The organism is Streptomyces inhibens, assembly GCF_003389455.1.
Lineage (GTDB): Bacteria > Actinomycetota > Actinomycetes > Streptomycetales > Streptomycetaceae > Streptomyces > Streptomyces inhibens.
Map to the genome: position 1 here is coordinate 1 of NZ_QUAC01000052.1, position 26,124 is coordinate 26,124.

The window sequence follows — 26,124 nt, forward strand, 5'->3', positions numbered from 1 at the left end:
CCCCGAACCCACCCCCCGCCCCCTCCCCCGAAGGGGGAGAGGGGGAGGGGGCGGGGGAGAGCTTTGCGGGGTGTCGGCGGCCGGTTTGCGGGAGGCCGGCAACCGGTCAGCGGGGTGCCGGCAACCGGTCTGCGGCGGCCGGTTTGCGGGAGGCCGGCAACCGATCAGCGGGGTGCCGGCAACCGGTCTGCGGGGTGCCGGCGACCAGTCTGCGGGGGGCCGGCGACCAGTCTGCGGAGGGCCGGCGACCAGTCTGCTGGGGGACCAGCAACCGATCAGCGGGGCGCCGGCAACGGCAACCGGTCAGCCCAGGAGTTCCATAAAGCGGTCCAGGCCCACGTTGCCGCCGGAGATGATCACGCCGATGCGGGGTGGCAGTGGGTCGACGCGGCCGGCGAGGAGGGCGGCCAGGGCGCTGGCGCCGCTGGGCTCGGTGACGATCTTCAGGCGTTCGAAGGCCAGCTTCATGGCGGCGCGGATCTCGTCGTCGCTGACCAGGACGACGGCGTCGACGAGGCGCTGGTTGATGGCGAAGGTCAGTGCGCCGGGGGTGTCGACGGCCTGGCCGTCGGCGATGGTGCGCGGGACGGGGATGGTGACGGGGTGGCCGGCGGCCAGTGAGCGGCGGGTGTCGTCGCCGGTCTCCGGTTCCACGCCGATCATGCGGATGCCGGGGACGAGTGCGGTGGCGGCGGTGGCCGAGCCGGCCATCAGCCCGCCGCCGCCGACGGGCGCCAGCAGCGCGTCGAGCCGGCCGGTCTCCTCGATCAGCTCCAGGGCGGCGGTGCCCTGGCCGGCGATGATGTGCGGATGCTCGTACGGCGGGATGAGGGCGAGGCCGCGTTCCTCGGCGAGCTGACGGCCGAGGGCGACGCGGTCGCCGGTGTAGCGGTCGTAGCGGACGATCTCGGCGCCGTATCCGGCGGTGGCGTCGGTCTTGGACTTCGGGGCGTCCTCGGGCATCACGATGACGGCGTGGCTGCCCAGCTCGCGGGCGGCCAGTGCGACGGCCTGGGCGTGGTTGCCGGAGGAGTAGGCGGCGACTCCTCGGGCCAGCTGCTGCGGTGACAGCCGGGAGATGGCGTTGTAGGCGCCGCGGAACTTGAACGCGCCGACGCGCTGGAAGTTCTCGCACTTGAGGTGGACCTCGGCGCCGACCAGCGCGTCCAGGGTGCGGGAGCGCAGCACCGGCGTGCGGTGCGCCACGCCCGCCAGCCGCCGGGCGGCGTCCCGTACGTCGTCGAAGGTGACGACCGGGGCGCCGGATCCGGAGCCGGCGGGGCGGGCGTGGTCGGTGGGACCGGTGGGGCTCTGCGTCATACGCGCACGCTACGGGAGCAGCGAGGTCAGCGGAACCTCCGGATCGGCCAGCGCGTCGGGCTCCAACGGCGCCCCGGAACGGATCAGTTGCTGGATGGGTTCGGCGACGTCCCAGACGTTGACGTTCATCCCGGCGAGCAGCCGGCCGTCCGCGCCGAGCCAGAAGGCGATGAACTCCCGCTTGGCGACGTCACCGCGGCAGACGACCTGCGCGTACGAGCCGGGCGGGGCGTAGCCGGAGTACTCCATGCCGACGTCGTACTGGTCGGAGAAGAAGTACGGGATGCGGTCGTAGCTGACGTCCTGGCCAAGCATGGCGCGCGCGGCGGCCGGGCCGCCGTTGAGGGCGTTGGCCCAGTGTTCGACGCGCAACCGGGCGTCCAGGAGGGGGTGGTCGGCGGCGGCGACGTCGCCGGCGGCGTAGATGTACGGGTCGGAGGTGCGCAGCGAGGAGTCCACCGCGATGCCGCCACCTGTCGAACCCGTGCGGTCGACCAGGTCCAGGCCGGCCTGTTCGGCGAGCGCGGTGCGCGGGGCGGCGCCGATCGCGGCGAGCACGTCGTGGGCGGGATGTTCCTCGCCGTCGTCGGTGCGCACCGCGAGCACCATGCCGTCCTGCCCGACGATCTCGGTGAAGCGGGCGCCGAAGTGGAAGCGGACGCCGTGTTCACGGTGCAGATCGGTGAACAGGCCGCCGAGTTCGGGCCCCAGGATGCCGTGCAGCGGTGTCGGGGCGGCCTCGACGACGGTGACCTCGGCGCCGTAGGAGCGGGCCGCGGCGGCGACCTCCAGGCCGATCCAGCCGGCGCCGGCGATGACCAGGTGGCCATTGCGCCTCGCTCCGCCTCGGCTCTCCTGCGTGTCTTCGGGTGCCGAGCTGTCGCGGCCGAGGGAGGCCAGTACGCCGCGCAGCCGTTCGGCGTGTGCGAGGCGGCGCAGATGGTGTACGCCGGCCAGGCCGGTGCCGGGGATGTCCAGGCGGCGCGGCTCGGCGCCGGTGGCCAGCAGCAGCTTGTCGTAGGCGATCAGGGTGCCGTCCCCGAGGCGTACGGTCTTGGCCGCGGGGTCCAGGTGGACGGCGGGCTGGCCCAGGTGCAGCTCGATCTGTGCCTTGGCGTACCAGGCGGGTTCATGGACGAAGACGCTGTCGCGCTCCTCCTTGCCGAGCAGGTACCCCTTGGAGAGCGGGGGGCGCTCGTACGGGTGGTCGCGCTCGTCACAGATGAGGATCACCCGGCCGGTGAAGCCCTCCGAGCGGAGAGTCTCCGCGGCCTTTGCGCCGGCCAGGCCACCCCCGACGATGACGAACGTCTGGTGTGCGTCGACCACTTGCTTCCTCCTCGTTGCGGTGCCGTACGTCCGCGTCCGCGTCCGTAAACGCCCCCGATGTGCCCCCGGTCTGCTTTCCCCCGTTGATGTGTGCGGTGCGGTCGGGGTTCCCGTTCGGTGGTGATTCGGGGTCTCCCGTGTGCTGTTGTCAGGGTTCGCTGCTCGTTGCTGCCCGTGTGGTGCGTGCGGTGTTGTCCGTGTGGTGCGTGCGCCGTTGTCAGGGTGGTGTGCGGTGTTGTCAGGGTGGTGCGTGCGGTGGTGTCAGGGTCTCCGTTCGAAAACGGTCGTCTTCGAGGGTCGCCTTGAGCGTCCCGCACGGAGCGTGATGGGGGAAGAGGGGCATCCCCCCTAGGGTCACCCTCGGTTGTCCCTGGCGTTACCAGGGCGACGGGTGAGCCGGGCGTGCAGAGAGCGGGCCGAGGTGTCCGTCAAGGCTGCGATCTGGTCGATGACGGCGCGCATACGGGCGGTGTCGTCGGCGGCCGTGTCGAACAGTGAACGGAACTGCGGATCAAGGCCGTCGGGGGCGCGGGCGAGCAACGCCTCGGCCAGTTCGGCGATGACCACGCGCTGGTCGGCGCGGAGCGCCTCCTGGTCGGGGCGCTGCATGACGTACCGGTCGGCGACGGCTTTCAAAACGGCGCATTCCAGCCGCGTTTCGGCCGGAACCACCAGCTCCGCCCGGTAGCGGGTGAGCCGTCCGCTCCCCCACCGGGCCCGGGTCGCGCCCTCGGCCGCGAGGCAGAAGCGGCCGATCAGCTGGCTGGTGGCGTCCTTGAGGCGCGCCTGGGCGAGCGCGGAGCCGTCGTAGCCGTGCGGCCACCACTCCTGGTCCAGGAGGCGGTCCAGCGCCGCGGCCAGCTCCTCGGGGCCGGCGCCCGGCGCATAGCGCGCACCGGCGACCGCGAAGATCTCGGCGCGTTCGGCGTCGGCGAGCAGGACATTGGGGTCCAGATGTCCGGCGTGCAGCCCGTCCTCGACGTCGTGCACCGAGTACGCCACATCGTCGGACCAGTCCATGACCTGCGCCTCGAAGCTCTGCGCTCCGTCGGGCGCGCCCTGCCGGAACCACTCGAACACCGGCAGATCGTCCTCGTAGACCCCGAACTTCGGCGACGCGGGGTCGTCGGGGTGGGCGCCGCGCGGCCAGGGGTACTTGGTGGCGGCGTCGAGCGCGGCGCGGCTGAGGTTCAGGCCGACGCTGACCGTCGAGCCGTCCGGGGCGGGCACGAACCGTTTGGGCTCCAGACGGGCCAGCAGCCGCAGCGACTGGGCGTTGCCCTCGAAGCCGCCGCACGCCGCGGCGACCTGGTTGAGCGTCTGCTCTCCGTTGTGTCCGAAGGGCGGGTGGCCGAGATCGTGCGCCAGACAGGCGGTCTCGACCAGGTCCGGGTCGCAGCCGAGGGCTGCGCCGAGTTCCCGGCCGACCTGGGCGCACTCCAGGGAGTGGGTCAGCCGGGTGCGCGGGCTGGCGTCCCAGGCGGGGGTGAGCGCGCCCGGGGTGACGACCTGGGTCTTGCCGGCCAGCCGGCGCAGCGCGGCGGAGTGCAGCACCCGGGCGCGGTCGCGCTGGAACGCGGTGCGCCCGGGCCGTTTGTCGGGTTCGGGGACCCAGCGGTCGAGGTCGGCCGCGGTGTAGCCGGGGATGGTCGGTGGTGTGCCCGTCATACAGCGACGGTAGCCGCCCTGGTGCTCTCGGGGTCGGATCCGGTACGTGCGAGGAGCGCCTGGTCGTAGCGGTGCAGTACGAGACGGGCCAGTGCGGGGTGGTCGCCCAGGGGGGCGGCGGCGATCTTGGGGGCGGCGGCCGCGCACTGGGTGGCGAAGCGGCCGGGTGCGGTGAACAGGCCGGCGACGGCGATCCGGTCGNGCACTGGGTGGCGAAGCGGCCGGGTGCGGTGAACAGGCCGGCGACGGCGATCCGGTCGTGGCCGCGGGCGGTCAGCGTACGGACCGCTTCGGGGACGGTGGGGGCGGCCGCTGAGGCATAGGCGGGGACTACGGGGAGGCCGCCGAGCCGGGCGGAGAGCAGTTGGGCGGTGTGTTCGGTGTCCTGGGCGGAGCGCGCGGAGCGGGAGCCGGCGGCGGCCAGGACCACGGCGTCGTGGCCGGACCGGGGCCGGCCGGCGGGGAAGCCGGCTTCCAGCAGGCGGCCGTGCAGCGCCTCGGCGAGGAGGGGGTGCGGGCCGAGGGGCGCGGCGAGCCGGCCGGTCAGGTGCGGTGCGGCCGCGAGCGCGGCGGGCAGGTCGTGGGTGACGTGAAAGCCATGGCCGAAAAGCAGCGGTACGAGAACGGCCTCGCCGTGCAGCTCCGCGAGGGTGTCGGCGAGCAGCGGCCGGTTCAGCTCTATGTGCCCGAGCCGTACGGGCAGGCCGGGGCGCAGCGCACGGACCCGGTCGAGCAGCGCACGCACGGTGGGCAGGGCGCGGGGGTCGCGGCTGCCGTGGGCCACCGCGACGAGGGTGGGGACGGGCGAGGCGGAGCGGCAAAAGCCGCGCAGCCGCACCTTGCTGAGCCGGCTGCTCAGCTGTGCGGTGATCTCGGCGGCGAGGGCTGCCGAGCCGAGGTCGATCGGGGCGGCCGGGGCGGGATCCTGCGGTATCGACGCCGTCATGGCGTGAGCCTGGCAGCCGGGCGTTGCGGGACCGTTTCCCCGCGGCGAACTTCGTGTTCCGTCCGGCTGCCATCGGCGGTGGCCCCGTGGCAAGGACGGGCGGCAGGGGACAACTCGTGCCCCTGCCGCCCGTGGGCCCGGGCCGATCCGAAAACCCGCCCTACGCCTGGTGTGCGTCCACTTCCTTCAGGTACTTCTCGCGCGTCGCCTCATCGAGGAAGGAGGCGCGGAAGGAGTTGCGGGCGAGGGTGCGCAGCGTCGCCTCGTCGAGGCCGAGGGCGTCGCGTACGGCGGTGAAGTTGTCGTCCGCGTAGCCGCCGAAGTAGGCCGGGTCGTCGGAGTTGACGGTCACCAACAGGCCGGCGTCCAGCATCGCGGGCAGCGGGTGGTCGGCGAGGTCGTCGATGACCCGCAGCCGGACGTTCGACAGCGGGCAGACGGTGAGCGGCACCTGCTCCGCCGCCAGGCGGGCCACCAGCCGCTCGTCCTCCATGCAGCGCACACCGTGGTCGATCCGGTCCACACCGAGGATGTCCAGGGCCTCCCAGATGTAGGCGGCGGGCCCCTCCTCCCCCGCGTGCGCCACGCACTTGAGCCCGGCCTCCCGGGCCAGCGCGAAGACCTCCTTGAACTTCTCCGGCGGGTGCCCGACCTCGGCCGAGTCCAGGCCGACGGCGGTGATCCGGTGCAGGTGCGGGCGGGCCGCCTCGAACGTCGTCAGGGCGGACTCGGCGCTCTCGTCGCGCAGGAAGCACATGATCAGGCGGGTGCTGATGCCGTAGTTCTCCTGGGCCCGGTCCAGCGCGCGGGCCAGGCCGTTGACGACCGTGCCGATCGAGATGCCGCGTGCGGTGTGTGCCTGCGGGTCGAAGAAGATCTCGGCGTGCCGTACGCCCTGCTCCTTGGCGCGGGCGAGATAGGCGTCCGCGAGGTCGGCGAAGTCGTCCTCGGTGCGCAGCACGGCCATCAGCGCGTAGTAGAGGTTCAGGAAGGACTGCAGGTCGGCGAAGGAGTAGGCGCGGCGCAGCTCGTCCTCGGTGGCGTACGGGAGCTTGACGCCGTTGCGCTCGGCGAGCGCGAAGGCCAGCTCGGGCTCCAGGGTGCCCTCGATGTGCAGATGCAGCTCGGCCTTGGGCAGCGGCCTGGGGGCGGATACGTCGGAGGGAGGGGCGGGAGAGGAAGCCACGCGGGTCACACCTGTTCTGCGGTACGGGAAGGGTCCTCGGTACGGGAGGAGTCGTCCAGGTTATCCGGGGTGCGGTCGGGGGCCGCGGCGGCACCGGGGCGCCGGGAGCGCGCGGCCGGGTCGCTCAGCCAGTCGCCGCTGGGGAGGGGTGTGCCGGTGGCGCGCAGCCGGGCGGCGAGGGGTTCGGCCGCCAGATAGACCCAGGCCCGTACGGTCCTGCCGTCCGGGCACACGGCCTCGGTGGTCACCCGCTCGTAGAGGTTCGACGGATCGCCGGGGGTATAGCCCTCCAGCCGGTCCAGCGCCGTGCGCACCTGGTCGTAGTCGGTGTCGCGGGGCCGCACGAGGGCGCCGTGCACCACCGCCTCCGCGGGCCCGGCTGTCGCGTACGGATATCCGGGGCCGTCGTACAGCAGCGCGCCGCCGATCCGGGCCGGCTCCTCGGACGCGGTGCGGCCGCGCAGGGACCGGTCGTGGTTGGCCTCGCCGGGGCGCAGCGTTCCGTAGACGAAGAACGGCAGACGCTCGGGCTCGGTGGTCATGGTCGGGCATTCCTCTCGGGGACTCTCGGGGGCTCTCCGGGGCCCGGGGCTCTCGTGGACTCTCCGGGACATGGTGCTCCTCCTGCCACGATGCCAGGTCACGGTGCAACCATCACCGCCCGGCAGGCGTCGCTGCCTGCGAGATCGAACTCGATCGGGACACACCAGGCGCGATCACGGACGGGGGCAGCGGATGCGAGGGCCGGCACAGCGAATACGGGGTGGTGCGGGCCGCATTCGGCTGCCGCGGACACGGCGCGGGTGGCGCCGCACCTACCAGTGCGTCGTGGTGCTGACGGTGCTCGCGCTGGCGCCCGCGACCTGGCTGAATGCGACCGCCGGCCCCCGTGTGCGCAGCGTCGCGGACGCGCCCGCCGCGCCGGTCGCCATCGTCTTCGGGGCGGGCCTGTGGAACGGCGAGCCGTCCCCGTATCTAGCCCACCGGCTGGACGCGGCCGCCGCGCTGTACGACCGGGGCACGGTCCGCGCGGTCCTGGTCACCGGCGACAACAGCCGGCACGACTACGACGAGCCGGACGCGATGCGCGCCTATCTGCTGCGGCACGGCGTGCCGGCCCGGAAGATCGTCAGTGACTACGCGGGCTTCGACACCTGGGACTCCTGCAGCCGTGCGCACCGGATCTTCGGTGTGGACCGGGCGGTGCTGGTCAGCCAGGGCTTCCACATCCGGCGCGCGCTGGCACTGTGCGCGGCGGCCGGCATCGACTCCTACGGCGTCGGGGTCGCCGCCCGGCACGATGTGACCTGGGCGTACGGCGGTGTCCGGGAGATCTTCGCGGCCGGGAAGGCGGCGGCGGACGCCCTGCTGCGGCCCGATCCGCGCTTCCTGGGTCCGCACGAGAAGGGCGTGGCGGAGGCGCTGCGCTAGCGCCCCCGCCACGGCCGGGTGGCCCGCTCTCCGGCTACGCCTGCGAGGCGCGGGCGTAGAGGGCGAAGATCTTCCCTCCGAAGTACGGGCTGTAGGAGGTCCGGTCGCTGTTCGGGCCCTTGGGGCCACCACCGTTGAGACCGCCGATCAGCCCGATCAGGCGGCCGGTCCCGCTCTCCTCGTCGAAATCGCGCAGCCAGGGGCTGCCCGAGGTGCCGCCGTAGAACCCGCCGCAGTCCATGCGCAGTTGGCGGGTACCGGTCAGCCGCGCGGTGCGGGTGGCGCAGCGTACGGCCCGGTCCTGCGGGTCGTTACGGACATTGGGGTAGCCGACGACGGTGACGTCGTTGGTGTAACCGGGCGTCGGGGAGAGGGTGTTGCCGCCGGTGACGTCCTCCAGGGAGCGGCCGTCCTCGTCGGCGGCGACGGTGGCGAAGGCGAAGTCCAGGTCGGCGCCGTCGCCGCTGGTGCCGCGCTCGGGGTAGGCGAAGGTGTCGCCGATCGCCCACACCCCGTACGGCTGCGTCTCCGCGCCGGAGCGGTACTGCGGGACGAAGGCGGCACGGGTGCCCGGATTGCAGTGCCCGGCGGTGAGGATCAGATTGCGGTGCGGGCTGTGCACCACACTGGCGGTGCAGTGGTGCGCCCGGGCATCCCCGTCGACGGAGAACAGCACGCCGACGGATCGGATGCCGTCGAAGTGCCGTGCGGTGGCGGCGCGTTGGGCCGCCACGGCGGACGGGGCCGGGCTGCCGGCCTTGGGCGGGGCGACGGAGGGGGCCGGGGTGCTGCCGGTGGGGGGTGCGGCAGGGGAAGCCGGGGTGTCGCCGTCGGGCGGTGCGGCGGCCGCCATCCGCTCGGACGTCCAGTAGGCGGCGGCGTCCCGGCTGCTCCAGACCGTGTCGGGGGCGGGGCTGGGCCTGCCGGCATTCGGCACGCCGCCCCGGGCGCCCTCGGCCGCGTGGCCGACCGGCGCCGTGGCCAGACACATCACCATGCCGACCGCGGCCGTCGCTGCCCTCCTCCACCGCCGCACCTGGGTGCGCCTCTCCAGACCGGCGGCCCGCTCCGCGCCGGCGCGCCCCGTGTCGTCTCGCTCCACGTCAGCTCGTCTCCTCTGCGACCCAGGACAGATAGCCGGCGCCACCGCGGGTGATCGGGGTGGCGCTGATCTCGGGGGTTTCGTAGTCGTGCGTTTCGAGGAGATAGGCCTCAAGCGCTTCGAAACGGGCATCGGCCGTCTTGAACAGCACCTGCCACTCCTGATTGGTCTCGACCGCGCTCTCCCAACGGAAGACCGAGGTCACCGGCGCACTGATCTGCGCACAGGCGGCGAGCCGGGCCTCGATCGCACCGCGCGCCAGCCGTACGGCCTTGGCCTCGCTGTCGGTGGTCGTCATGACGGTCAGGAAACCGGCGGGGTCGGGCGGTTCGTGCAGGGCACTGGGGTCGGCCACGGTTGCGCATCCTTCGCGGTGGGGGACGGGAAGAGGCAGGCGGGACGGGACCGCACCGGTCAAGCACGCTTGACCGGGTGCGCCGGACCGCCTCGCATCGTACGGACCGAGATGATCATCCCGAAAGTGACGGGCCCGCCCCGCAGCGGTATGCACCCGGACGCCGTCCGTCCACGGACGAACCCCCCGGTTGCATCCGCCCGCGCAACGGCAACGATGGAAGGGAGCACAGCCAGCCAGGGGCCACGGTGCGGTTGGTTCGCGGTACCGCGCGCCCACCGTCCGCATGCGAAAGGCCGGCATCATGGACGACCTCAACGCGCTCGCCCGCCAGCAGCTCGACGACGCCAAGGCCTCCCCTCACGGGCGCAGCGCCCATCTCTTCCTCCACGACGGCCCGCTGCGGCAGACCGTGATCGCACTGATCGCGGACGCCGAACTGAACGAGTACAACGCGCCCCCGGCCGCGAGCCTTCAGGTACTTCAGGGGCGGGTCCAGCTGACCGGGCCCGGCGGCAGCCAGGAGCTCAAGGCCGGTCAGGTCGCCATGCTTCCGCACGAGCGGCACGGGCTGCGGGCCATCGAGGACTCGGCGGTGCTGCTGACGGCCGTCCCGGACGTGCCGGCGCGGGCGCGCGGCGCGCTGCACGCGGCGGCGGGCGCACGGGGGTAGTGCCCCCGCAGCCACCACCCTTCAGGGCATTCACATTTTTCTGAATATTATGTAGGTCAGCGGGACCGTCCGAGGCCGGTCCCGACCGGACCGCCGGGGCGGGTCAGACCGCCAGCCACTGGTCGTAGGCCATCTTGCACAGCAGGGCGACGACCACGACCACGAGGACGCCGCGTACGAACCCGGCGCCGCGCTTGAGCGCCATCCGCGCGCCCACCATCCCGCCGACGAGGTTGAACAGCGCGAGCAGCGCGCCCAGTTGCCACAGCACGGTGCCCTGGATCGCGAACATCGTCAGCGCACCGACGTTGGTGCAGACATTGACGACCTTGGCGGTGGCCGAGGACGTGACCAGGTCCATGTGCAGGACGGCGGCGAGCGCGATGACCAGGAACGCGCCGGTCCCGGGCCCGATCAGACCGTCGTAGAAACCGATGCCGAGGCCCGCGATGAGCACGGCCGCCAGTACGCGCTTGCGGGAGACCGGTCCCGACGGCGCGGGGGCGGTGCCGAAGGCCGGGCGGAAGAGGATGAAGGCGAGCACCGCCAGCAGGACGGCCATGATCAGCGGGCGCAGCACCTCGCTGTTGATACCGGCCGCGAAGAACGCCCCGCCCAGCGAGCCGGCGATCGCGGCGAGGCCGATGCGCAGCGCGGTGCGGACATCGATCGGGGCCTTGCGGACGTAGGTGATCGCGGCCGCGGTGGTGCCCACGATGGCGGTGGACTTGTTGGTGGCGAGGACATACGCGGCGGGCGTGTGCGGCAGGCCGAGCAACAGGGCGGGGAGCAGCAGCAGTCCGCCGCCGCCCACCACGGCATCGATCCAGCCCGCAGCGAGGGCGGCCAGGCAGAGCAGGGTCAGGGCGAACAGCGATATGTCAGGGGGCACCGGGTGATCTTATGAACCGTGTGCCGCTCTAGGCTCCGGAATTATGGATGCTGAGACTGTCTTTCCGATCGGCGGAAGTCTCCCGGTGCGGCGGCTGGGGTTCGGGACCGGCGGGCTCGTCGGCCCCGGCTACTGGGGGCCGCGCCACGAGGACCCGCAGCGGTCCGTCGCGCTGCTGCGCCGGGCCGTCGAGCGCGGCGTCACGCTCATCGACACCGCCGACAACTACGGCCCGGACGTGGCCGAGGAGCTGGTGGCGCGCGCCCTGCACCCGTATCCGGAGGGGCTGGTGATCGCGACGAAGGGCGGGGTGGTCCGTACGGGCCCGGACATCTGGCATATCGCGGGGCGGCCGGAGCAGCTGCGCGCCATGTGCGAGGCGAGCCTGCGCCGGCTGCGTACCGACACCCTCGACCTCTACCAGCTGCACCGGCTGGACCCCGAGGTGCCGATGGCCGACCAGCTGGGCGCGCTGACCGAGCTCCAACAGGCGGGGAAGATCCGGCACATCGGCCTGGACAGCATCGGCGCCACGGAGCTGACACAGGCTCAGGAGATGGCCCCCATCGCGTCCGTGCAGAACCGCTACAACGTGCTGGACCGCGCCTCGGAGGACGTGCTGGAGCTGTGCGAGAAGCGGGGCACGGCGTTTCTGCCGTGGTTCCCGTTGGGCAACGGCGCGCTGACCGGCCGCGCGGGCGAGGCGCTCGCCGCGGTCGCCGCCCGGCACCGCGCGACCACCGGGCAGATCGCGCTGGCCTGGCTGCTGCACCGCTCCCCCGTCCTGCTGCCCACCCCCGGTACGGGCACGCCCGCCCACCTGGACGAGAACGTGGACGCGGCGGGCATCGCCCTCACCGACGAGGACATGGCGCAGCTGAACGCGCCGGCGTAGCAGCTCACCGGAAGGCGCCTGCGGAGATCCCTACGGTGCCGCCTGCGGGTCCGGGAGGGTGTCGTCCCGTACGGGTGCGGAGAGCGAGAAGGGCGGTGCCGAAACTACGGCCAGGCGGGGCCTCGAAACAGCAGGTCAGCCCCTGATTCCCGATCGTTGAGGCCGCCTTGAGGATCGCCTGACCGCAGGTTAAGACCGTGGGCTGTTGCCCGCCCGTCAGCATGGGCCGAGAACTCTGCCAGCGCGTGGCTCGCCTCAGCCTCAGCCGATGGTGGCGCCGGTCGAGGTGGCACCCGTGGTACCGCCGTCGAGACCGCCGATGGTGGCACCGGTCGAGGTGGCACCGGTCGTACCGCCGTCGAGACCACCGATCGTGGCACCCGTCGTCGTGGCACCGGTCGTACCGCCGTCGAGACCGCCGATGGTGGCACCGGTCGAGGTGGCACCGGTCGTACCGCCGTCGAGACCACCGATCGTGGCACCCGTCGTCGTGGCACCGGTCGTACCGCCGTCGAGACCACCGATCGTGGCACCCGTCGTCGTGGCACCGGTCGTACCGCCGTCGAGACCGCCGATGGTGGCACCCGTCGAGGTGGCACCGGTCGTACCGCCAACGAGACCACCGATCGTGGCACCCGTCGAGGTGGCACCGGTCGGACCGCCCTCGAGGCCACCGATCGTGGCACCCGTCGATGTGGCACCGGTCGTACCGCCGCCGAGACCACCGATCGTGGCACCCGTCGAGGTGGCACCGGTCGTACCGCCAACGAGACCACCGATCGTGGCACCCGTCGAGGTGGCTCCCGTCGTACCGCCAACGAGACCACCGATCGTGGCACCGGTGCTGGTGGCACCGGTCGTGCCGCCTCCGCCTCCGCCGATGGTGGCACCCGTCGAGGTGGCACCGGTCGTGCCGCCAACACGTCCGCCAATGGTGGCACCGGTCGTCGTGGCACCCGTCGTACCGCCAACACGTCCACCGATGGTGGCGCCCGTCGTCGTGGCACCCGTCGTACCGCCAACACGTCCACCGATGGTGGCACCCGTCGTAGTAGCACCCGTCGTACCGCCAACACGTCCACCGATGGTGGCGCCGGTTGTGGTGGCGCCCGTTGTCTGGCCCGGCACTTCTAGCACCGACGACGTCGGCGTTGTCTGAGGCGCTGCATCAGCGCCCATCGCGGTTATCGCACCCACCGTTCCGGTGAGTGTCACGGCCAGGAAAGACGCGCCGATCACGTGGGGAATGCGCTTCCGTATGTTTGTCGCCATGATGCCTGCTCCTGAGTGGATGGACCGTGGGCACCTTCAGGGTGGGAGGTCAACCATGACCAGGGTGTTGGTCCGGCGTGACCCCCGCGTGACGCCGCACAGCGCGTGGCTTGCCTCAGCCACCGCCAGTGGTGGAGCCGGTCGACGTGGCGCCTCCACTCATGGTGGTCACGGCCGTCAGACCACCATCGAGCGGCACGCCGGTGCGTCCGCTGGTGGTGGTACTGGTCGTGGTGGCGGTCGAGGATCCACCGCCTGGGAGCCTGCATCCCGGCGGCGCCGATCACGTGAGGAATGCGCTTCCGGAATGTTCGTCCGGCCATGACCACGGCGTTGATCCGGCGTGACCCCGCCGTGACGCCGCCCAGTACGGGCACGGGGAGGACCGCGATCAGGCGGAGGCCGATGTAGCTGACGTTGGCCTCGCGCAACTGCGAGGCCAACGCATCAGTGTGGGCGGGCAACTCTGCTCAGCGCGTGGCTCGCCTCAGCCACCAGCGGGTGCCGTGGTCCCGCCACCAGCGGGCGCCGTGGTCCCGCCACCAGCGGGCGCCGTGGTCCCGCCACCAGCGGGCGCCGTAGTGCCGCCACCAGCGGGCGCCGTGGTCCCGCCACCGCCGGGCGCCGTAGTGCCGCCACCGCCGGGCGCCGTAGTGCCGCCGATGGTGGGATTACCGATTTCGTTGCCAGGCGCAGTGCCCGGCGTAGTGGTGCCGCCCTGCGCAGTACCCGGCGTAGTGGTGCCGCCCTGCGCAGTACCCGGCGTAGTGGTGCCAGGCGTAGTGCCACCGCCAGGCGTAGTACCAGGCGTAGTACCCGGCGTAGTGGTGCCCGGCGTAGTGCCAGGCGTGGTGTTGGTGCCAGTCGTGGTGGTGGCGCCGGTCGTGGTAGCGCCGGTCGTGACGCTGGCACCGGTCGTGGTGGTGGTGGCGCCGGTCGTCGTGGCGCCGGTCGTGACGCTGCCGCCACCGCCGCCTCCGCCGCCTCCGCCGCCCGTACGCGGCAGGATGCAGCCCTTCGGCAATGGGACAAGCTTGCCGTTGATGACAAAGAACTTGCAACGCACCGGCCGTGTCACACTCGACGATGCGGTCGAAGCCTTTGTAGCCTTCGCGGCCTTCGTTGTCTGAGGTGCTGTCTCAGCGCTCATCGCGCCTATCGCGCCCACCGTTCCGGTGAGCGTCACGGCCACGAAAGACGCGCCGATCACGTGGGGAATGCGCTTCCGGATGTTCGTCGTCATGATGCCTGCCCTTGAGTCGAGGGGCCGTAGGTACGCTCCATCAGCGTGGGAGGCAGGCCATGACCACGGCGTTGATCCGGCGTGACCCCGCCGTGACGCCGCCTAGTACGGGCACGGGGAAGCCGACATCTCGTGCAAGTCCGGGTCCGCGAGGGCGTACGCAAGGCTGAAGTCCGTGGCGACCGTTCACCGAACGAGGCACGACCCCCACACGGCCGGTACTTCAACCCCCAACGCCTGCATGCCGACGAGCCCACCAGGCCAACTACCCAGGCAGTTGCGCAAGTACGGGTCAATTGGCCGCACCGCTCGTATCCTGGCTCCGGCATGCTCAAAGTCCCAGGGGGTGGGCGTTGGAACGCGGGGAGTTGATCGCGGGCCGGTACGAGCTGATCAAGCGGCTCGGCCGTGGCGGCATGGGCGAGGTGTGGGCCGGCCGGGACCACAGCCTGCGCCGCGATGTCGCGGTCAAGCTGCTCGCCCTCCATGATGCGCCCCACCCGGAACTGGCCCTGCGGTTCGAACGCGAGGCGGTGGCTGCCGCGCAGGTCAACCATCCCCACGCGGTCGCCCTCCACGACCGCGGCGTTCACGAGGACGCGCTGTTCCTGATCATGGAGAAGGTCGAGGGCGCCACGCTCGCCGAGCACATCCGTGACGAGAGTCCGATGCCCCCCGCCCGCGCGCTGGAGATCGCCCACGGGATCTGTGCGGCACTTGTCGCCGCGCACCGGGCCGGTGTCATCCACTACGACATCAAGCCGCACAACGTGATGATCACTCCCGACGGGCACGTGAAGGTCGTCGACTTCGGCATCGCCGGCTTCATCCAGACCATGTTCACCGTGATGGGCTCCTCCCAGCTGACTCCTGCCGGCACCCCCGAGTACGGCGCGCCCGAGCAGTTCCTCACCGAACGCGGCGATGCGCGTTCGGACCTGTACGCGTTCGGCGGGGTGCTGTTCGCCATGCTCACCGGCCGGCCGCCCTTCACCGGGCACAACGCCTTGGCGCTCGTGCGCCTCAAATTGGACGAGGACGCACCCTCACTCGCCTCACTGCGCCCGGACGCGCCGCCCGCGCTGACGGCGCTGGTCGCCGAACTCCTGGCTCGTGATCCTCAGCGACGCCCCCAGTCGGCACAGCAGGTCCTCGAACGGATCGGCCGCCTCCGGACCGCCCTCACCACCGATGACCAGGTCACGGGGGACGGTACGGCCGAGGCCCGCAAGGTAATGCTGGCCAGGACGGCCGGGGCGATGAGGGCGGTGCTCGCCAAGGCGACCGTGCCCGCCCGGACCTCGCTCGCGCAAGGCGTCCGCCGGTCACCGCAGCCGCCCGCGAAGACGGCAGTCCAAACGCGGCGCCTGCCCAGCTCCGCCCGGCCGTTCGACGCGACCTGGACCAGCGAGGAGCGGCTGTCCACCTACGCGGACAGACCGCGCAGCTTCCGTGCCTGGTTCTGGGCCGTGGGCTTGTCGTTGGCGGCGGCAGGAATCATCTACTTCCCGTTCGGTACGGGGCTCGTCCAGATGGGACCTGAGTGGGCCAAGGGCAACCCGTGGGCGGTCCTCATCAGGGCGGTCCTCGTCATTGTGGGGAGCATTGTCGCTCTCTGCGCGCTCGTCGCGGTCCTCGTGGTAGTCGTGAACATGTTCAACCACGTGCGGCACGCGCTCCTGCCCAAAAAGACAGCCGGATGGGCGCTGCACGTCGGCCCTCAGGGCATGGTGACCCACAGCGCCGCAGGAACGCACGAGTTCCCCTGGGACCGGATCCAGCGCGTCGCCATCGAAGCGATCCAGGGGTCACCGGCGTATCGGTACACCGGAGTCCACATCGACCTCGCACCCGGCGCCACGCGGCCGACGATGATGCGACCGGCAGGATGGATCTATCCCCAGCCACACACGGTCAAGGTTCGCCCGACCGGGAGGATCCCCATCTGCGTCCTCGGTCCGATGACGGAGCGGCAGCGGACCGACCTGATGGAAGCCCTCTCCGAGCACGGCGGCCAACGGTGGGTGCCGTCACCCTCCTTTGTGTCGCTGCCCATTGATCTTTGATCAGGCGTGTTCTGTGTGCGCCGCCGCCCTGTAGGGCACGGTCAACAATCACGGGTTTCGTCGGGATGCTGCGAACCCTGCCGACCTACGCGGCGGCAGATCGTGCACGGGAACGGGCACGGCTGCACGGCATTGCCCGCAGGCACGTGGACCACGGCGGGCGACTGTTGAGGCAGGCGGGGCACATCGGTGTCGCCCCGCTCAGGTGCGGGGGTTGCGTGCGTCATCCGAACGCCTCCGCCGGAAGCTGCGGGCCGCTGCCGTCCTCGTGGCGGAGTGCGGGCAGGCGTGCGCCCCGGCTCTTCGCGACCCGGTGTACGTCGGCGAGCGCTTCGGTCAACTCGACGGCCAGCAAGTGGAGTTCACCGGGGGTCCACTTCCGCCCACCGAGGACGCGCCGCGCCTCGTCGATGAGTTCGCCGGCCAGGCCGAGTTGCACCGCTTCGATGTTGTCAGCAATGCGGGATACGTAGCCGATGCCGTCGCCCACGAGGAAACACGGCTTACCGTCCGGGCTCGTCCACGGCAGGAGCCGCGCACCGTCCGTTGCGTCTGTCATGTCGCCAACCTCCTTGGCACTTCTCGGGTAACCGGATGTAGTCATTCGGTCACGCGGACAACGCGACGGGCAATAGAATTGCGGTGCTTGAATCGGCAGCGCTCAAGCTTGCGACCTGCCGCAACGCCGGTGTGCGCTTACATGACGAGAGGTCATAGCGTTGGACGAGACGACCCCACCCGAGCACTTGAATCCGCTCCAGCGCTTCGGTCGTGACATCAGACAGGTACGTCTGGCCCGCAAGCTCACGCAGAAGCATCTGGGCAAGGCCACGGGGTACTCCGAGGGGTACGTCAGCAAGGTCGAATCCGGGACGCTGCTGCCCAGACCCAGTGAGAAGTTCGCCAAGGGCTGCGACACCGTGTTCGGGACGGGCGAGCTATTCGCGGGGTTGCTGCGGAGGATCGATGAAGGGGATCACCCGAGCTGGTTCGTTCCGTACCTCAAGCTGGAGCGGAAGGCGTCGCGCATACTCGCCTACTCGGCGAGCGTTGTGTTGGGTCTTCTCCAGACGGAGGACTACGCGCGGGCCATCTTCCGCTCCTACTTCTCCCGGGAGAAAGCAGAAGCAATCGAAGGCAAGGTCGCGGCGCGTCTGCGGCGGCGTGACGTGTTCGAGCTGGACGCTCCGCCGCTCCTGTGGACCATCCTTGATGAGGCGTGCCTGCGAACGGTCGTGGGTGGCGCCGAGGTCATGGCCGGGCAGCTTGAGTATCTGCTGACGGCCGCCGAGTCGACGCACCTCAATCTTCAGGTCATGCCGTTCTCTGCGGGCGCTCCGGCCGCGTCCACGAAGCCCTTCATTGTGCTGCGTTTCACGGACTCCCCCACGGTGCTGTACACGGAGACCCGGGTAGGAGGCAGGATGCACGACTCCGCACAAACGGTCGACGCAGCCCTGGATGACTACGATCTGCTCAGGGCACATGCGTTGTCCCCGGATCAATCATTAACCGTGATCAAGTCTCTGCTGAAGGAGTACCGCGCATGAGCCCCGACTTGGATCTCGCCGCCGCCCAGTGGGTCAAGTCGTCCTACAGCGACGCCAGCGGCGGGAACTGCGTCGAGTTCACCCGCGACTTCGCCTGGGTCAAGTCGTCCTACAGCGACGCCAACGGCGGTGAATGCGTCGAATTCTCCCGCGCCCTCACCCAGGCCCACGGCCTCGTCCCCGTCCGTGACAGCAAGGCCCCCGACGGCCCCGCGCTCGTCTTCCCGGCGGGCGGCTGGACATCGTTCGTCTCGGCCGTCAAGCGGGGGCAGTTCTCCGCCTGAACCCTTCACCAGCGTCATGCCCCTTCACCGTCGTCCTGCTTCGGTGAAGGGGCATGCTGTTTTCTGGCGTCCGAGGCTCAGCCCCAGGCGGGGCGCCCGTCACCCACTGGTGCCGGTTGCGCCGGACGAGGTGCCGGACGACGTGCCGGACGACGTGCCGGACGAGGTACCGGATGTCGTGCCGGAGGTGGTGGCGGAGGTGGTGCCGGACGAGGTACCGGATGTCGTGCCGGATGTCGTGCCGGACGAGGTACCGGATGTCGTGCTGGACGTCGCGCCTGTCGATGTCGCGGCGACGGTTGCAGCGCACCCCTCGCCCACCGGACCACAACGCGACGGAGCACCCGGCGTCGTGCCGGCCGATGTCACGGCGACGGTCGCAGCGCACCCCTCGCCCACCGGCCCACAACGCGACGGAGCACCCGGCGTCGTGCCGGCCGATGTCACGGCGACGGTCGCAGCGCACCCCTCGCCCACCGGCCCACAACGCGACGGAGCACCCGGCGTCGTCCCGGCCGATGTCACGGCAACCGTCGCAGCGCACCCCTCGCCCACCGGACCACAACGCGGTGGAGCACCGGGCGTCGTGCCGCCGCCTCCGCCGCCTCCGCCGCCTCCGCCGACCGTGCCGCCACGAGGCTGCTGGTTGCAGCCCCTAGGGAACGTGACGATCTTGCCGGTCTTCGTGTCGGTGCGGAACTGGCAGAGCACTTTCGGCGCCGTACTCGATGTTTCGGCCGTAACCTTCGCTGTTCGAGGCACTGTCTCGGCGCTCACCACGCCCATCGTTCCGGCGAGCATCACGGCCAGGCATGACGCAGCGATCAGTCGGGGAATGCGTCTCCAGATGCCGCTCGCCATGACGCCTCCTCTTGAGTGGATGGATGATGTGGGTACCCCCCACCAGGGGTGGGTTATGTGGGCAGTCCCATCAGACTGGGAGGTCGGCCATGACCGCGGCGTTGATCCGGCGTGACCCTCGCGTGACGCCGCTCAGTACCGGGCGCGGAGAGCAGGCCTCTCGTGCAGCCGGCCCGTCCCCGGCGAGTTGATCCACCACTCGAACCGGTCCGCGCTCGACCAGGTCTGTGCAGAGAACGCCACCCCGCGACCACCTCGCCTTTCCCGGCCTCGCCACAGACCGGTTCACCATGCTGACCTTCGAGAAGTATCCAACTGTGCTTTACGCCGATGGCCCCGCAGGGGGCAAGCTGTACGACTCTCCCGCGCCCTCACCCAGGCCCACGGCCTCGTCCCCGTCCATGACAGCAAGGCTCCGGACGGCCCGGCGCTCGTCTTCCCGGCGGGCGGCTGGACGTCGTTCGTCTCGGCCGTCAAGCGGGGGCAGTTCTCCGCCTGAGGGCGTCCATGTCCCGGCACTGGGTGCGCCCCTGGGTGGTCCCGGAGTCGGGACCGCCCAGGGGCGTGTGAAGGCTGGATCTTCCGTACCCTTTCGTTCCCGTCAGACGACGATGAACCCGCCTTGACCTGTTGCGGGTTGGTGCCCCGGGCTGCCGGCGAAGGTGACGGTGTATCCGCCGTTGAAGAGGACCGCGATGAAGGCCAACGGGTTGAGGAGGCTCGCCTTGCCCGTGGCGTCGGTGGTGGCGGTGCCCAGGAAATTGGTGCCCGCAGTGAAGGTGATCACCTGTCCGGGGATCGGCTGGCCGGTGTCGAGGTCGGTCAGCGTCGCGGTCAGGAACGGGTATTCCAGGTGCGGGAACGGGGTCAGCTTCAGGAGTGCCGGGCTGGCCGTCAGCTGGGTGCGGTCGGACGTCACCGTTTGGATGTCCACCGGTGAGGTGGAGGTGGCGAAGTTACCGGTGGGGTTGTAGACCGCCGTCAGCGAGTGGGTACCAACGCTGAGGGTCGAGACGGAGAGCGTGGCGACGCCGACGCCGTTGACGGTCTGGGGGGCACCCAGCGAAGTGACGCCGTCGAAGAAGCTGACGGTACCCGTCGGCACTCCGGACGCCGACGTCACAGTGGCGGTCAGGAGCTTGGGCGTACCGAAGGAGGACGGATCCGGGGCCGAGGTCAGCAGGATGCTGGTCGGAATGGTCGTCACCGTTTGGATGTCCACCGGTGACGTGGAGGTGAGGAAGTTACCGGTGGGGTTGTACACCGCCGTCAGCGAGTGAGAACCAACGCTGAGGGTCGAGACGGAGAGCGTGGCGACGCCGACGCCGTTGACGGCCTGGGGGGCACCCAGCGAAGTGACGCCGTCGAAGAAGCTGACGGTACCCGTCGGCACTCCGGACGCCGACGTCACAGTGGCGGTCAGAAGCTTGGGCGTACCGAAGGAGGACGGATCCGGGGCCGAGGTCAGGAGGGTGCTGGTCGGTACGGTGACGGGTACGGGGGGCGGGACGGTGACCGCGTTCGAGTCCAGCGTGACGGCGGCGCCGGCAGCCAGCAACCGGCCGTCCACGATGGCCCCCGTCGTGGCGGTGATCGAGGTGAAGGCGAGGATGCTGCCCCTGATGGTGGAGCCGGCGCCGAGTGTCGCGGAGCTGCCGACCTGCCAGAAGACGTTGCCGGACTGCGCGAGGTTGATGAGGTTTACGTTGCCGGTGGCTCCCGTGATGAGCGTGCTGTTCGTCTTGAAGACGAAGACGGCGGTGGGGTCACCCTGAGCGTCCAGGGTCAGGGTCCCGTTGAGGCCGAACGTGCCGGAGGCGGCCTTGTACACGCCGGGGGTCAGGGTGGTCCCGCCGAGTTCCGTCGGAACAGTGGCCGTGACCGGGCGTAGCAGTGCGTTGGCGTACCCGACTTGCAGGTCGCTCTGGGCCTGCGCCGCGGCAGCGTCGTTCACGTGGATGGTTCCGGTGACCGTTCCGGGAGGGAACCCGGTCACCGCACCGGCGGGGCTCACTCCGAGGTCGCCGGTGACCACGGTGGAGCCGGTGTTGGTGACCGCCGTGTTGGCGAGCACCCCGTAGGTGGCGGCGGTGCCCAGCGGTACTGTTGTTGCCATCGTGGGTTTCCTTTCCTAAGGGTTCCGGGGGCAGCCCTGATGCCGCCCTGGAACTGTGGGAGGAGCAGCCCTTGCACCGCTGTGATCGGTGCCTTGGGCGCTGAGTGAGCTGCGCCGGCCGCTGCGCCGCCGGGAGGAACGTGAGGGTCTTCGAGTGAGCGTGGGTTTCGAACTCGCCATAGCTGCCTGACCAGCACGGTCAGGCGTCGGCGCGGCTTGCCGCGTACTCCTTGGGACGCCGCGCCGGAGGACGCCTGATGCAAGACCGTCGCCTGTGGCAGACGGCGAGGGGATCCGGCATCAAGGTCTGATGGCGAACGGGGGGTCGCCCGGAAACTGGCGAAGTTGTCGCCCGAATCGGTCACTTGGGCGCGCTAGTGGTCCGGGGAGACCGGTATGGAGAGTGGATCCGCCCTTACCGGGACGGTCGGATTCAGCTGAGTCGACGGCGTGAAGTCGGCGGCGTGAGTTGACTTCCACCCACCACGACTCAAAGCAGTTGATGCCTTTTCGGCTGAAAACCCTTGCCCATGTTGAGCCCTCGCGATCTAGGTCTGCGTGGATCTAGTTCGGGGCTCCCAGACGCTGACTGACAGTCAGCCAACAGCTGGTAGGGGCAACTAGCAGCCGTCCAAGGAGCACCCATCAGGCAATGCCGCTGACCGCTACCGGTCAGCCGGCAGATCATGAGCCCCCGAGAGGGATGGGCGACCTCCGGACTCACTATCACCATTAAGGCGTCACCGGCGGGCCCTGGATAGGGGGAGGGCCCAGACATCACCCGAATGGCTCAGCATTTACCCAGGACCGCAGCAGGCGTCGGTCCCGTGCAGAACCTCGCGGCCCCCAGCCCGCCGTCTGCCGTCTGCCGTCACCACACCGCCATAAGAAGCGATGTCTTAGAAGTCTCTTAGAGGTCGCGCAGATTGGCGCGGTCGTGGTACCCCTGTAGCAAAGCAGGCACAGGTCCTGTCGATCATGGAGTCGCAACGCTCTGTGATCACCGAGGAGATCTGTGCCTGTCCTGCCGCCATGGTTGACCGAACCACTCTGGGGCCAGTTCGCGGCCCTGCTGCCCGAGCGGTCGCCCTACGCGGTGACCCATCCGCTGGGCTGCCACCGCCCACGCATCAGCGACCGGATCGTCTTCGACAAGATGCTCCAGCTCCTACGATTCGGCTGCTCCTACCAGGCGATCGCCGACACGACCTGCTCGGCCACCACGATCCGCAACCGTCGCGACGAGTGGATCCAACTCGGCTTCTTCGCCCAACTCAAGCAGATCGCGCTGGAGTCCTATGACCGGATCGTCGGCCTCGCCCTCGACCAGATCGCCGTCGACGGCTCCATCACCAAAGCCCCCGGCGGCGGTGAGGTCGCAGGACGTTCACCGGTCGATCGCGGCAAACAGGGCATGAAACGCTCGGGCATGACGGATGGTGATGGAATCCCGCTGGGTCGCGTGCTAGCTGGAGCGAACCGTCACGTCTCCCCGCTGCTCGCCTCGACCCTGGACCGCCTGGGCGACCTGGGACCGCTGCCCGACGACATCACCGTGCACCTGGACGCCGGCTACGACTCGGACAAGACCCGCGCCCTGCTCGACGCACGCGGCCTGCACGGCCGCATCGCACACAAGGGTGAGAAGGCACCGATCCAGGCAAGCCAGAGGTGGCACGTCGAACGGACCCACGCCTGGCAGAACGCCTTCCACCGTCTCGCCCGCTGCTACGAGCGCCGTGCCGGCGTCATCGACGCCTTCTTCGGCCTCGCCGATAGCATCATCACCGTGCGTAGGCTGATTCGTAGGGCATGGACGACCCACCGCTGGGACGAACGCCCTAACCGCCGCCCATGAGCACACGCCTACCGTGCGACCTCTTACGGCGTCTCAGCTTCGATCGTCGGCAGGAGCTTGAACTCGTGGCGGTGGGGAGCCGACCTCGCCCAAAGGCATGAAGCCTGACCGACCACGAGCCCCCGACGCTGCGGACTCACACGGGGCAAGGTCGCATCCGATGAGATCGTTAGCGATCAGGGGCGGCAGGTGGCATTCGGCCCGGCTGTAGAAGTTCGAAGCCCCACACATGGGTGACCCGTGCGGTGAGGTGTGTAGGGGCGATGCCGGCGGACTGCACTGCCGTCATCTCGCGGTCTGTTGCACCAAGTCGCTGGTCAGCAAGGTAGACGGGTACCAGTACCAGTTGGGGGCATGCGCCGTTACTCTGGGTGACTGATCGACCGGAGGTCAGTGCCGCTGGAGGTGTCTGGCGACGCCTCACCCGGGGCGCTGTTGAGCGTTTTCAGTGCGGCGATCACCACGTCGACCTCCGCGTCGGGGAGTCCGTGGAGCATCTGCCGCAGCGTCGGTTCGGCATCCCGGCTCCTGGCTTCCCCGGCCCGTGTGCGGGCATGATCGGCGATCTTGGCGACGGTCCGGCGTCGGTCGGCCGGGTCGGTTCCCAGCTCGGCCAGGCCCCGCTTGTGCAGTGCCGCCACCACGGCGGATACCCGGCTCTGGGCGAAGCCGGTGCGCTGAGCGATGGCCCCCACCGGCTGCGGACCAGTGGTGTAGAGGCACTCCAGTACGAGCAGCTCGGTCGGCCCCAGGTCGGAGGCGTCCTTCATCGCCGAGGTCGCGGCAGCGGTGAGCCGCCTGCCGAGTTGGTGCAGGTCAGCGAGGTTCATGGGACTGGTCGGCGGTAGCACGCACACCCTCCTTGGGGAACATCTTGGATGATACATCTACAGTAATGCATCACAAGAGATGTATCTTGAGAGATGCATTCTCGTCGAGGGGCGCTCCACGTGGCAGCGCCAAGACATTCCAAGGAGGAGACATGGTCCGGCCGATAGCCCGGGTGCTGCTGTTCCCGTTCGCGATGGCCGTGCTGCTGGTCGGCATCTACACCGCCGCGATGCACGCACCGACCCCGCACCACCTGAAGATCGCGGTCGCCGGACCACCGGCGCAGACCGGTCCGCTGGCCGCTTCCCTGCGGAAGGGCCTGGGCGACGCGTACGACGTCAGCACGGTCGCCTCCGTCGAACGGGCCCGGCAGCTGGTGGCGCACCGGGCCGTGGCTGCCGCCTACGTCCCCGCGCCGGCGCCCGGTGACCGTGCCGCGGGTACACCCAGCACGACGTTCGCCCAACCGCCGCACCCAAGCGGCCCTGTGCTGTATACCGCCTCAGCCGCCGGTGCCGCCCAAGTCAACCTGGCCGCCGCGCCGTTCACGAACGCCGCCGTCCAGCAGCACCAGTTCCTCCAGGTCCGCGACCTGGTCCCGCTCAGCACCGACGACACCAGCGACACCAGCACCATGTACGCCGCGATCAGCCTGACCCTGGCGGGATACCTGTCGGCGGTCATGCTCTCCACCGTGTTCGGTACCGGACTCACCCGCAGGCGCACGGTGGCCGCGCTTGCCGCCTTCGGTGCCGCCGCCGCGCTCACCGTCTGGCTCATCACCGGACCGATCCTGGGCGCCGTGCACGGCTTCGCCCCCGCCATCCTCCTCACCGGCTGGCTCACCGTGATGGCCGTCGGCATGGCCACCGTGTTCCTCTCCCGCTTCTGCGGGCGCATGACCCCGCTGCCCGCCGTCGCGATCTTCATGTTCCTGGGCATGCCCGCCTCCGGAGCGGCCCTGCCCATCGCGACCATGCCCGCCCCCATCCGCGCCCTGCACGACCTCCTGCCGATGACCTCAACCTCCGGCAGCCTGCGCCAGATCATGTACTTCGGCAGCGACGGCATCGGCCGCTACTGGCTCACCCTCGCCCTGTGGGCCCTCGCCGGCCTCCTGCTGACCCTCGCCTACGACACCCTCAAGGCCCGCCGCACCGGCCACCGCAACGACACAGCCGCCGTACCCCGTCAGACCTCTGACCCCGCCCATTCCCACTGATCGCGCTCCCGCGCACACCCACCCCAACACCGCAGAGCGAGGCCGAACCCGTGACCGAAGTACCCCCGCCGTTCCACCCCCACGGCCACGACACCGACCCGGCCGGGCAGCAGGGTGACCCACTGACGCTGCTCGCCACCGAAACCGACCTGACCGGACTCGACTTCACCAGCCTGGACCTGCGCCCCGCCCTGCGCCGCGATCCCCGCCCCCGGACGTTCACCCGCTGCACCTTCACCGAAGCCAACCTGCGCGGCGCCCACCTCGCCGAAGCCCGCTTCACCGACTGCACCGCCGTGGCAGCCGACTTCACCGGCGCCCTGCTCGATCAGGCCCGCTGGCAGGGCGGCAGCGCCGCCAGAGCCAACTTCACCGACGCCGACTGCGGCGACCTCACCTGCGACAGCGCCGACCTGGCCAACACCAAATGGGGCGGCGCCCTGCTCGCCGACGCCACCTTCACCGGCTGCCGCATGATCGGAGCCCGCCTCACCGGCCACCGCGGCCTGGGCCTTAACTTCGCCCGTTGCAACCTGGCCGTCGCCAACCTCAACGGCCTGAGCCTGCGCGGCACCCACCTCGTCGGCATCCGCTTCACCGAAGCCGACCTCGGCGGCGCCGACTTCCGCGACGCCACCTTCGAAGACTGCCGGCTCGCCGAAGCCAACCTACGGGCTGCCGACTTCACCGACGCCGACCTACGCGGCGCCGACCTCGGCGAACTCACCATCGCCACCGCCGCACAGTTCCGCGGCGCCGTCATCTCCCCGAGCCAAGCCGCCCAAATCTGCGCCGCACTCGGCCTGAACGTCATCGGCTGATCCCTCATGGCAAGACAGGCACAGGTCCCCCCGGTGATCACAGAACATCGCAACTCCATGATCGCCAAGACCCATGCCTGCTTTGCTGCCGAAATACCACCACCGCACCTATTTGCGTGACCTCTTAAGCCGCCCGACTATCCAGTCACCTATGACACCCGACATCGCCAAGAGGCCCACAACCGCCGGGCGGCGCCGCGGCA

At 70.4% G+C, this 26,124-nt stretch carries 23 protein-coding genes and 3 pseudogenes; 12 read left to right on the plus strand and 14 right to left on the minus strand.

The window, feature by feature from the left end:
* Positions 1-303: 303 nt before the first annotated feature.
* From DY245_RS07415 to DY245_RS07440, 7 genes and pseudogenes are all read right to left on the minus strand, one after another.
* Positions 304-1,320, minus strand: coding sequence for a threo-3-hydroxy-L-aspartate ammonia-lyase (locus DY245_RS07415; protein ID WP_128504770.1), 1,017 nt, complete (start codon positions 1,318-1,320; stop codon positions 304-306).
* A gap of 9 nt (positions 1,321-1,329) precedes the next feature.
* Positions 1,330-2,649 carry an NAD(P)/FAD-dependent oxidoreductase gene (locus DY245_RS07420; protein ID WP_128504772.1) on the minus strand — a complete coding sequence of 440 codons (1,320 nt, stop codon included), beginning with the start codon at positions 2,647-2,649 and terminating at the stop codon, positions 1,330-1,332.
* A gap of 354 nt (positions 2,650-3,003) precedes the next feature.
* Positions 3,004-4,317: a deoxyguanosinetriphosphate triphosphohydrolase gene (locus DY245_RS07425; protein ID WP_128504774.1), complete on the minus strand. Its 1,314-nt coding sequence runs from the start codon at positions 4,315-4,317 to the stop codon at positions 3,004-3,006.
* Positions 4,314-4,518: pseudogene (locus tag DY245_RS45960) on the minus strand (sirohydrochlorin chelatase); the annotation flags it as partial. The pseudogene DY245_RS45960 and the gene DY245_RS07425, both read right to left, overlap by 4 nt.
* Position 4,519: 1 nt before the next feature.
* Positions 4,520-5,263: pseudogene (locus DY245_RS07430) on the minus strand (sirohydrochlorin chelatase); the annotation flags it as partial.
* 160 nt (positions 5,264-5,423) lie between these two features.
* On the minus strand, positions 5,424-6,449 hold the full coding sequence (locus DY245_RS07435; RefSeq protein WP_181923563.1) for an adenosine deaminase: 1,026 nt from the start codon (positions 6,447-6,449) through the stop codon (positions 5,424-5,426).
* A 110-nt stretch (positions 6,450-6,559) separates the two neighbouring features.
* Positions 6,560-6,991 (minus strand): annotated as a pseudogene (locus DY245_RS07440) (gamma-glutamylcyclotransferase family protein); the annotation flags it as partial.
* Between the two features lie 193 nt (positions 6,992-7,184).
* Between DY245_RS07440 and DY245_RS07445 the strand changes: the two are divergent.
* The gene (locus tag DY245_RS07445) at positions 7,185-7,880 is read left to right on the plus strand and encodes a SanA/YdcF family protein (protein ID WP_128504778.1); all 696 of its coding nucleotides are present in this window, start codon (positions 7,185-7,187) and stop codon (positions 7,878-7,880) included.
* 34 nt (positions 7,881-7,914) lie between these two features.
* On the opposite strand, the gene DY245_RS07450 is transcribed toward DY245_RS07445, so the two are convergent.
* Both DY245_RS07450 and cutA read right to left on the minus strand, forming a co-directional pair.
* On the minus strand, positions 7,915-8,982 hold the full coding sequence (locus DY245_RS07450) for a trypsin-like serine peptidase (RefSeq protein ID WP_128504780.1): 1,068 nt from the start codon (positions 8,980-8,982) through the stop codon (positions 7,915-7,917).
* Between the two features lies 1 nt (position 8,983).
* Complete coding sequence (cutA, locus tag DY245_RS07455) at positions 8,984-9,337, minus strand: divalent-cation tolerance protein CutA (protein ID WP_244942895.1); 354 nt, start codon at positions 9,335-9,337, stop codon at positions 8,984-8,986.
* Between the two features lie 304 nt (positions 9,338-9,641).
* Here cutA and DY245_RS07460 point away from each other — a divergent pair, with 304 nt between their 5' ends.
* A complete protein-coding gene (locus DY245_RS07460) occupies positions 9,642-10,010 on the plus strand; it encodes a cupin domain-containing protein (RefSeq protein WP_128504812.1) in 369 nt (122 codons plus the stop codon).
* A 103-nt stretch (positions 10,011-10,113) separates the two neighbouring features.
* Here DY245_RS07460 and DY245_RS07465 read toward each other — a convergent pair whose 3' ends face one another.
* Positions 10,114-10,902: a sulfite exporter TauE/SafE family protein gene (locus tag DY245_RS07465; protein ID WP_128504782.1), complete on the minus strand. Its 789-nt coding sequence runs from the start codon at positions 10,900-10,902 to the stop codon at positions 10,114-10,116.
* A 43-nt stretch (positions 10,903-10,945) separates the two neighbouring features.
* On the opposite strand from DY245_RS07465, the gene DY245_RS07470 reads away from it, so the two are divergent.
* On the plus strand, positions 10,946-11,797 hold the full coding sequence (locus tag DY245_RS07470; RefSeq protein WP_128504784.1) for an aldo/keto reductase: 852 nt from the start codon (positions 10,946-10,948) through the stop codon (positions 11,795-11,797).
* Positions 11,798-12,058: 261 nt separating this feature from the next.
* On the opposite strand, the gene DY245_RS07475 is transcribed toward DY245_RS07470, so the two are convergent.
* The gene (locus DY245_RS07475) at positions 12,059-12,925 is read right to left on the minus strand and encodes a hypothetical protein (protein ID WP_128504787.1); all 867 of its coding nucleotides are present in this window, start codon (positions 12,923-12,925) and stop codon (positions 12,059-12,061) included.
* 992 nt (positions 12,926-13,917) lie between these two features.
* On the opposite strand from DY245_RS07475, the gene DY245_RS44155 reads away from it, so the two are divergent.
* Both DY245_RS44155 and DY245_RS07490 read left to right on the plus strand, forming a co-directional pair.
* Positions 13,918-14,199, plus strand: coding sequence for a hypothetical protein (locus DY245_RS44155; RefSeq protein WP_181923564.1), 282 nt, complete (start codon positions 13,918-13,920; stop codon positions 14,197-14,199).
* Positions 14,200-14,665: 466 nt separating this feature from the next.
* Positions 14,666-16,378, plus strand: a complete 1,713-nt coding sequence (locus tag DY245_RS07490) for a serine/threonine-protein kinase (RefSeq protein ID WP_128504789.1) — start codon at positions 14,666-14,668, stop codon at positions 16,376-16,378.
* A 223-nt stretch (positions 16,379-16,601) separates the two neighbouring features.
* On the opposite strand, the gene DY245_RS07495 is transcribed toward DY245_RS07490, so the two are convergent.
* On the minus strand, positions 16,602-16,937 hold the full coding sequence (locus DY245_RS07495; RefSeq protein WP_128504791.1) for a hypothetical protein: 336 nt from the start codon (positions 16,935-16,937) through the stop codon (positions 16,602-16,604).
* A gap of 160 nt (positions 16,938-17,097) precedes the next feature.
* Here DY245_RS07495 and DY245_RS07500 point away from each other — a divergent pair, with 160 nt between their 5' ends.
* The 4 genes from DY245_RS07500 (at position 17,098) to DY245_RS48180 (ending at position 19,572) form a co-directional block, all read left to right on the plus strand.
* Positions 17,098-17,928 (plus strand): helix-turn-helix domain-containing protein, encoded by an 831-nt coding sequence (locus tag DY245_RS07500; protein ID WP_128504794.1) that lies wholly within the window; start codon positions 17,098-17,100, stop codon positions 17,926-17,928.
* The gene (locus tag DY245_RS07505; protein WP_128504796.1) at positions 17,925-18,212 is read left to right on the plus strand and encodes a DUF397 domain-containing protein; all 288 of its coding nucleotides are present in this window, start codon (positions 17,925-17,927) and stop codon (positions 18,210-18,212) included. The genes DY245_RS07500 and DY245_RS07505 overlap by 4 nt, the downstream gene beginning before the upstream one ends.
* A 130-nt stretch (positions 18,213-18,342) precedes the next feature.
* Positions 18,343-19,188: a hypothetical protein gene (locus tag DY245_RS44160; protein ID WP_181923565.1), complete on the plus strand. Its 846-nt coding sequence runs from the start codon at positions 18,343-18,345 to the stop codon at positions 19,186-19,188.
* A 72-nt stretch (positions 19,189-19,260) separates the two neighbouring features.
* Entirely contained in the window at positions 19,261-19,572 is a 312-nt protein-coding gene (locus DY245_RS48180) for a DUF397 domain-containing protein (protein WP_425329355.1), read from the plus strand.
* Positions 19,573-19,674: 102 nt separating this feature from the next.
* Here DY245_RS48180 and DY245_RS07520 read toward each other — a convergent pair whose 3' ends face one another.
* Complete coding sequence (locus DY245_RS07520; RefSeq protein ID WP_128504798.1) at positions 19,675-21,189, minus strand: ice-binding family protein; 1,515 nt, start codon at positions 21,187-21,189, stop codon at positions 19,675-19,677.
* Positions 21,190-22,204: 1,015 nt separating this feature from the next.
* Here DY245_RS07520 and DY245_RS07525 point away from each other — a divergent pair.
* Positions 22,205-23,047 (plus strand): IS5 family transposase, encoded by an 843-nt coding sequence (locus DY245_RS07525; RefSeq protein WP_128504801.1) that lies wholly within the window; start codon positions 22,205-22,207, stop codon positions 23,045-23,047.
* 362 nt (positions 23,048-23,409) lie between these two features.
* On the opposite strand, the gene DY245_RS07530 is transcribed toward DY245_RS07525, so the two are convergent.
* Positions 23,410-23,877: a MarR family winged helix-turn-helix transcriptional regulator gene (locus tag DY245_RS07530; protein ID WP_244942896.1), complete on the minus strand. Its 468-nt coding sequence runs from the start codon at positions 23,875-23,877 to the stop codon at positions 23,410-23,412.
* Positions 23,878-24,029: 152 nt separating this feature from the next.
* On the opposite strand from DY245_RS07530, the gene DY245_RS07535 reads away from it, so the two are divergent.
* Entirely contained in the window at positions 24,030-25,100 is a 1,071-nt protein-coding gene (locus tag DY245_RS07535; protein ID WP_128504803.1) for an ABC transporter permease, read from the plus strand.
* 50 nt (positions 25,101-25,150) lie between these two features.
* The gene (locus DY245_RS07540; protein WP_128504805.1) at positions 25,151-25,921 is read left to right on the plus strand and encodes a pentapeptide repeat-containing protein; all 771 of its coding nucleotides are present in this window, start codon (positions 25,151-25,153) and stop codon (positions 25,919-25,921) included.
* Positions 25,922-26,124 lie beyond the last annotated feature (203 nt).

Bases quoted from the DNA above. Each gene is read 5' to 3' on its own strand.
- DY245_RS07425 (WP_128504774.1), bottom strand. From the start codon at position 4,317: ATGACGGGCACACCACCGACCATCCCCGGCTACACCGCGGCCGACCTC.
- DY245_RS07535 (WP_128504803.1), top strand. From the start codon at position 24,030: ATGGTCCGGCCGATAGCCCGGGTGCTGCTGTTCCCGTTCGCGATGGCC.
- DY245_RS07415 (WP_128504770.1), bottom strand. From the start codon at position 1,320: ATGACGCAGAGCCCCACCGGTCCCACCGACCACGCCCGCCCCGCCGGC.
- DY245_RS07530 (WP_244942896.1), bottom strand. From the start codon at position 23,877: ATGAACCTCGCTGACCTGCACCAACTCGGCAGGCGGCTCACCGCTGCC.
- DY245_RS07445 (WP_128504778.1), top strand. From the start codon at position 7,185: ATGCGAGGGCCGGCACAGCGAATACGGGGTGGTGCGGGCCGCATTCGG.
- DY245_RS07460 (WP_128504812.1), top strand. From the start codon at position 9,642: ATGGACGACCTCAACGCGCTCGCCCGCCAGCAGCTCGACGACGCCAAG.
- DY245_RS07470 (WP_128504784.1), top strand. From the start codon at position 10,946: ATGGATGCTGAGACTGTCTTTCCGATCGGCGGAAGTCTCCCGGTGCGG.
- DY245_RS07520 (WP_128504798.1), bottom strand. From the start codon at position 21,189: ATGGCAACAACAGTACCGCTGGGCACCGCCGCCACCTACGGGGTGCTC.
- DY245_RS07495 (WP_128504791.1), bottom strand. From the start codon at position 16,937: ATGACAGACGCAACGGACGGTGCGCGGCTCCTGCCGTGGACGAGCCCG.
- DY245_RS07505 (WP_128504796.1), top strand. From the start codon at position 17,925: ATGAGCCCCGACTTGGATCTCGCCGCCGCCCAGTGGGTCAAGTCGTCC.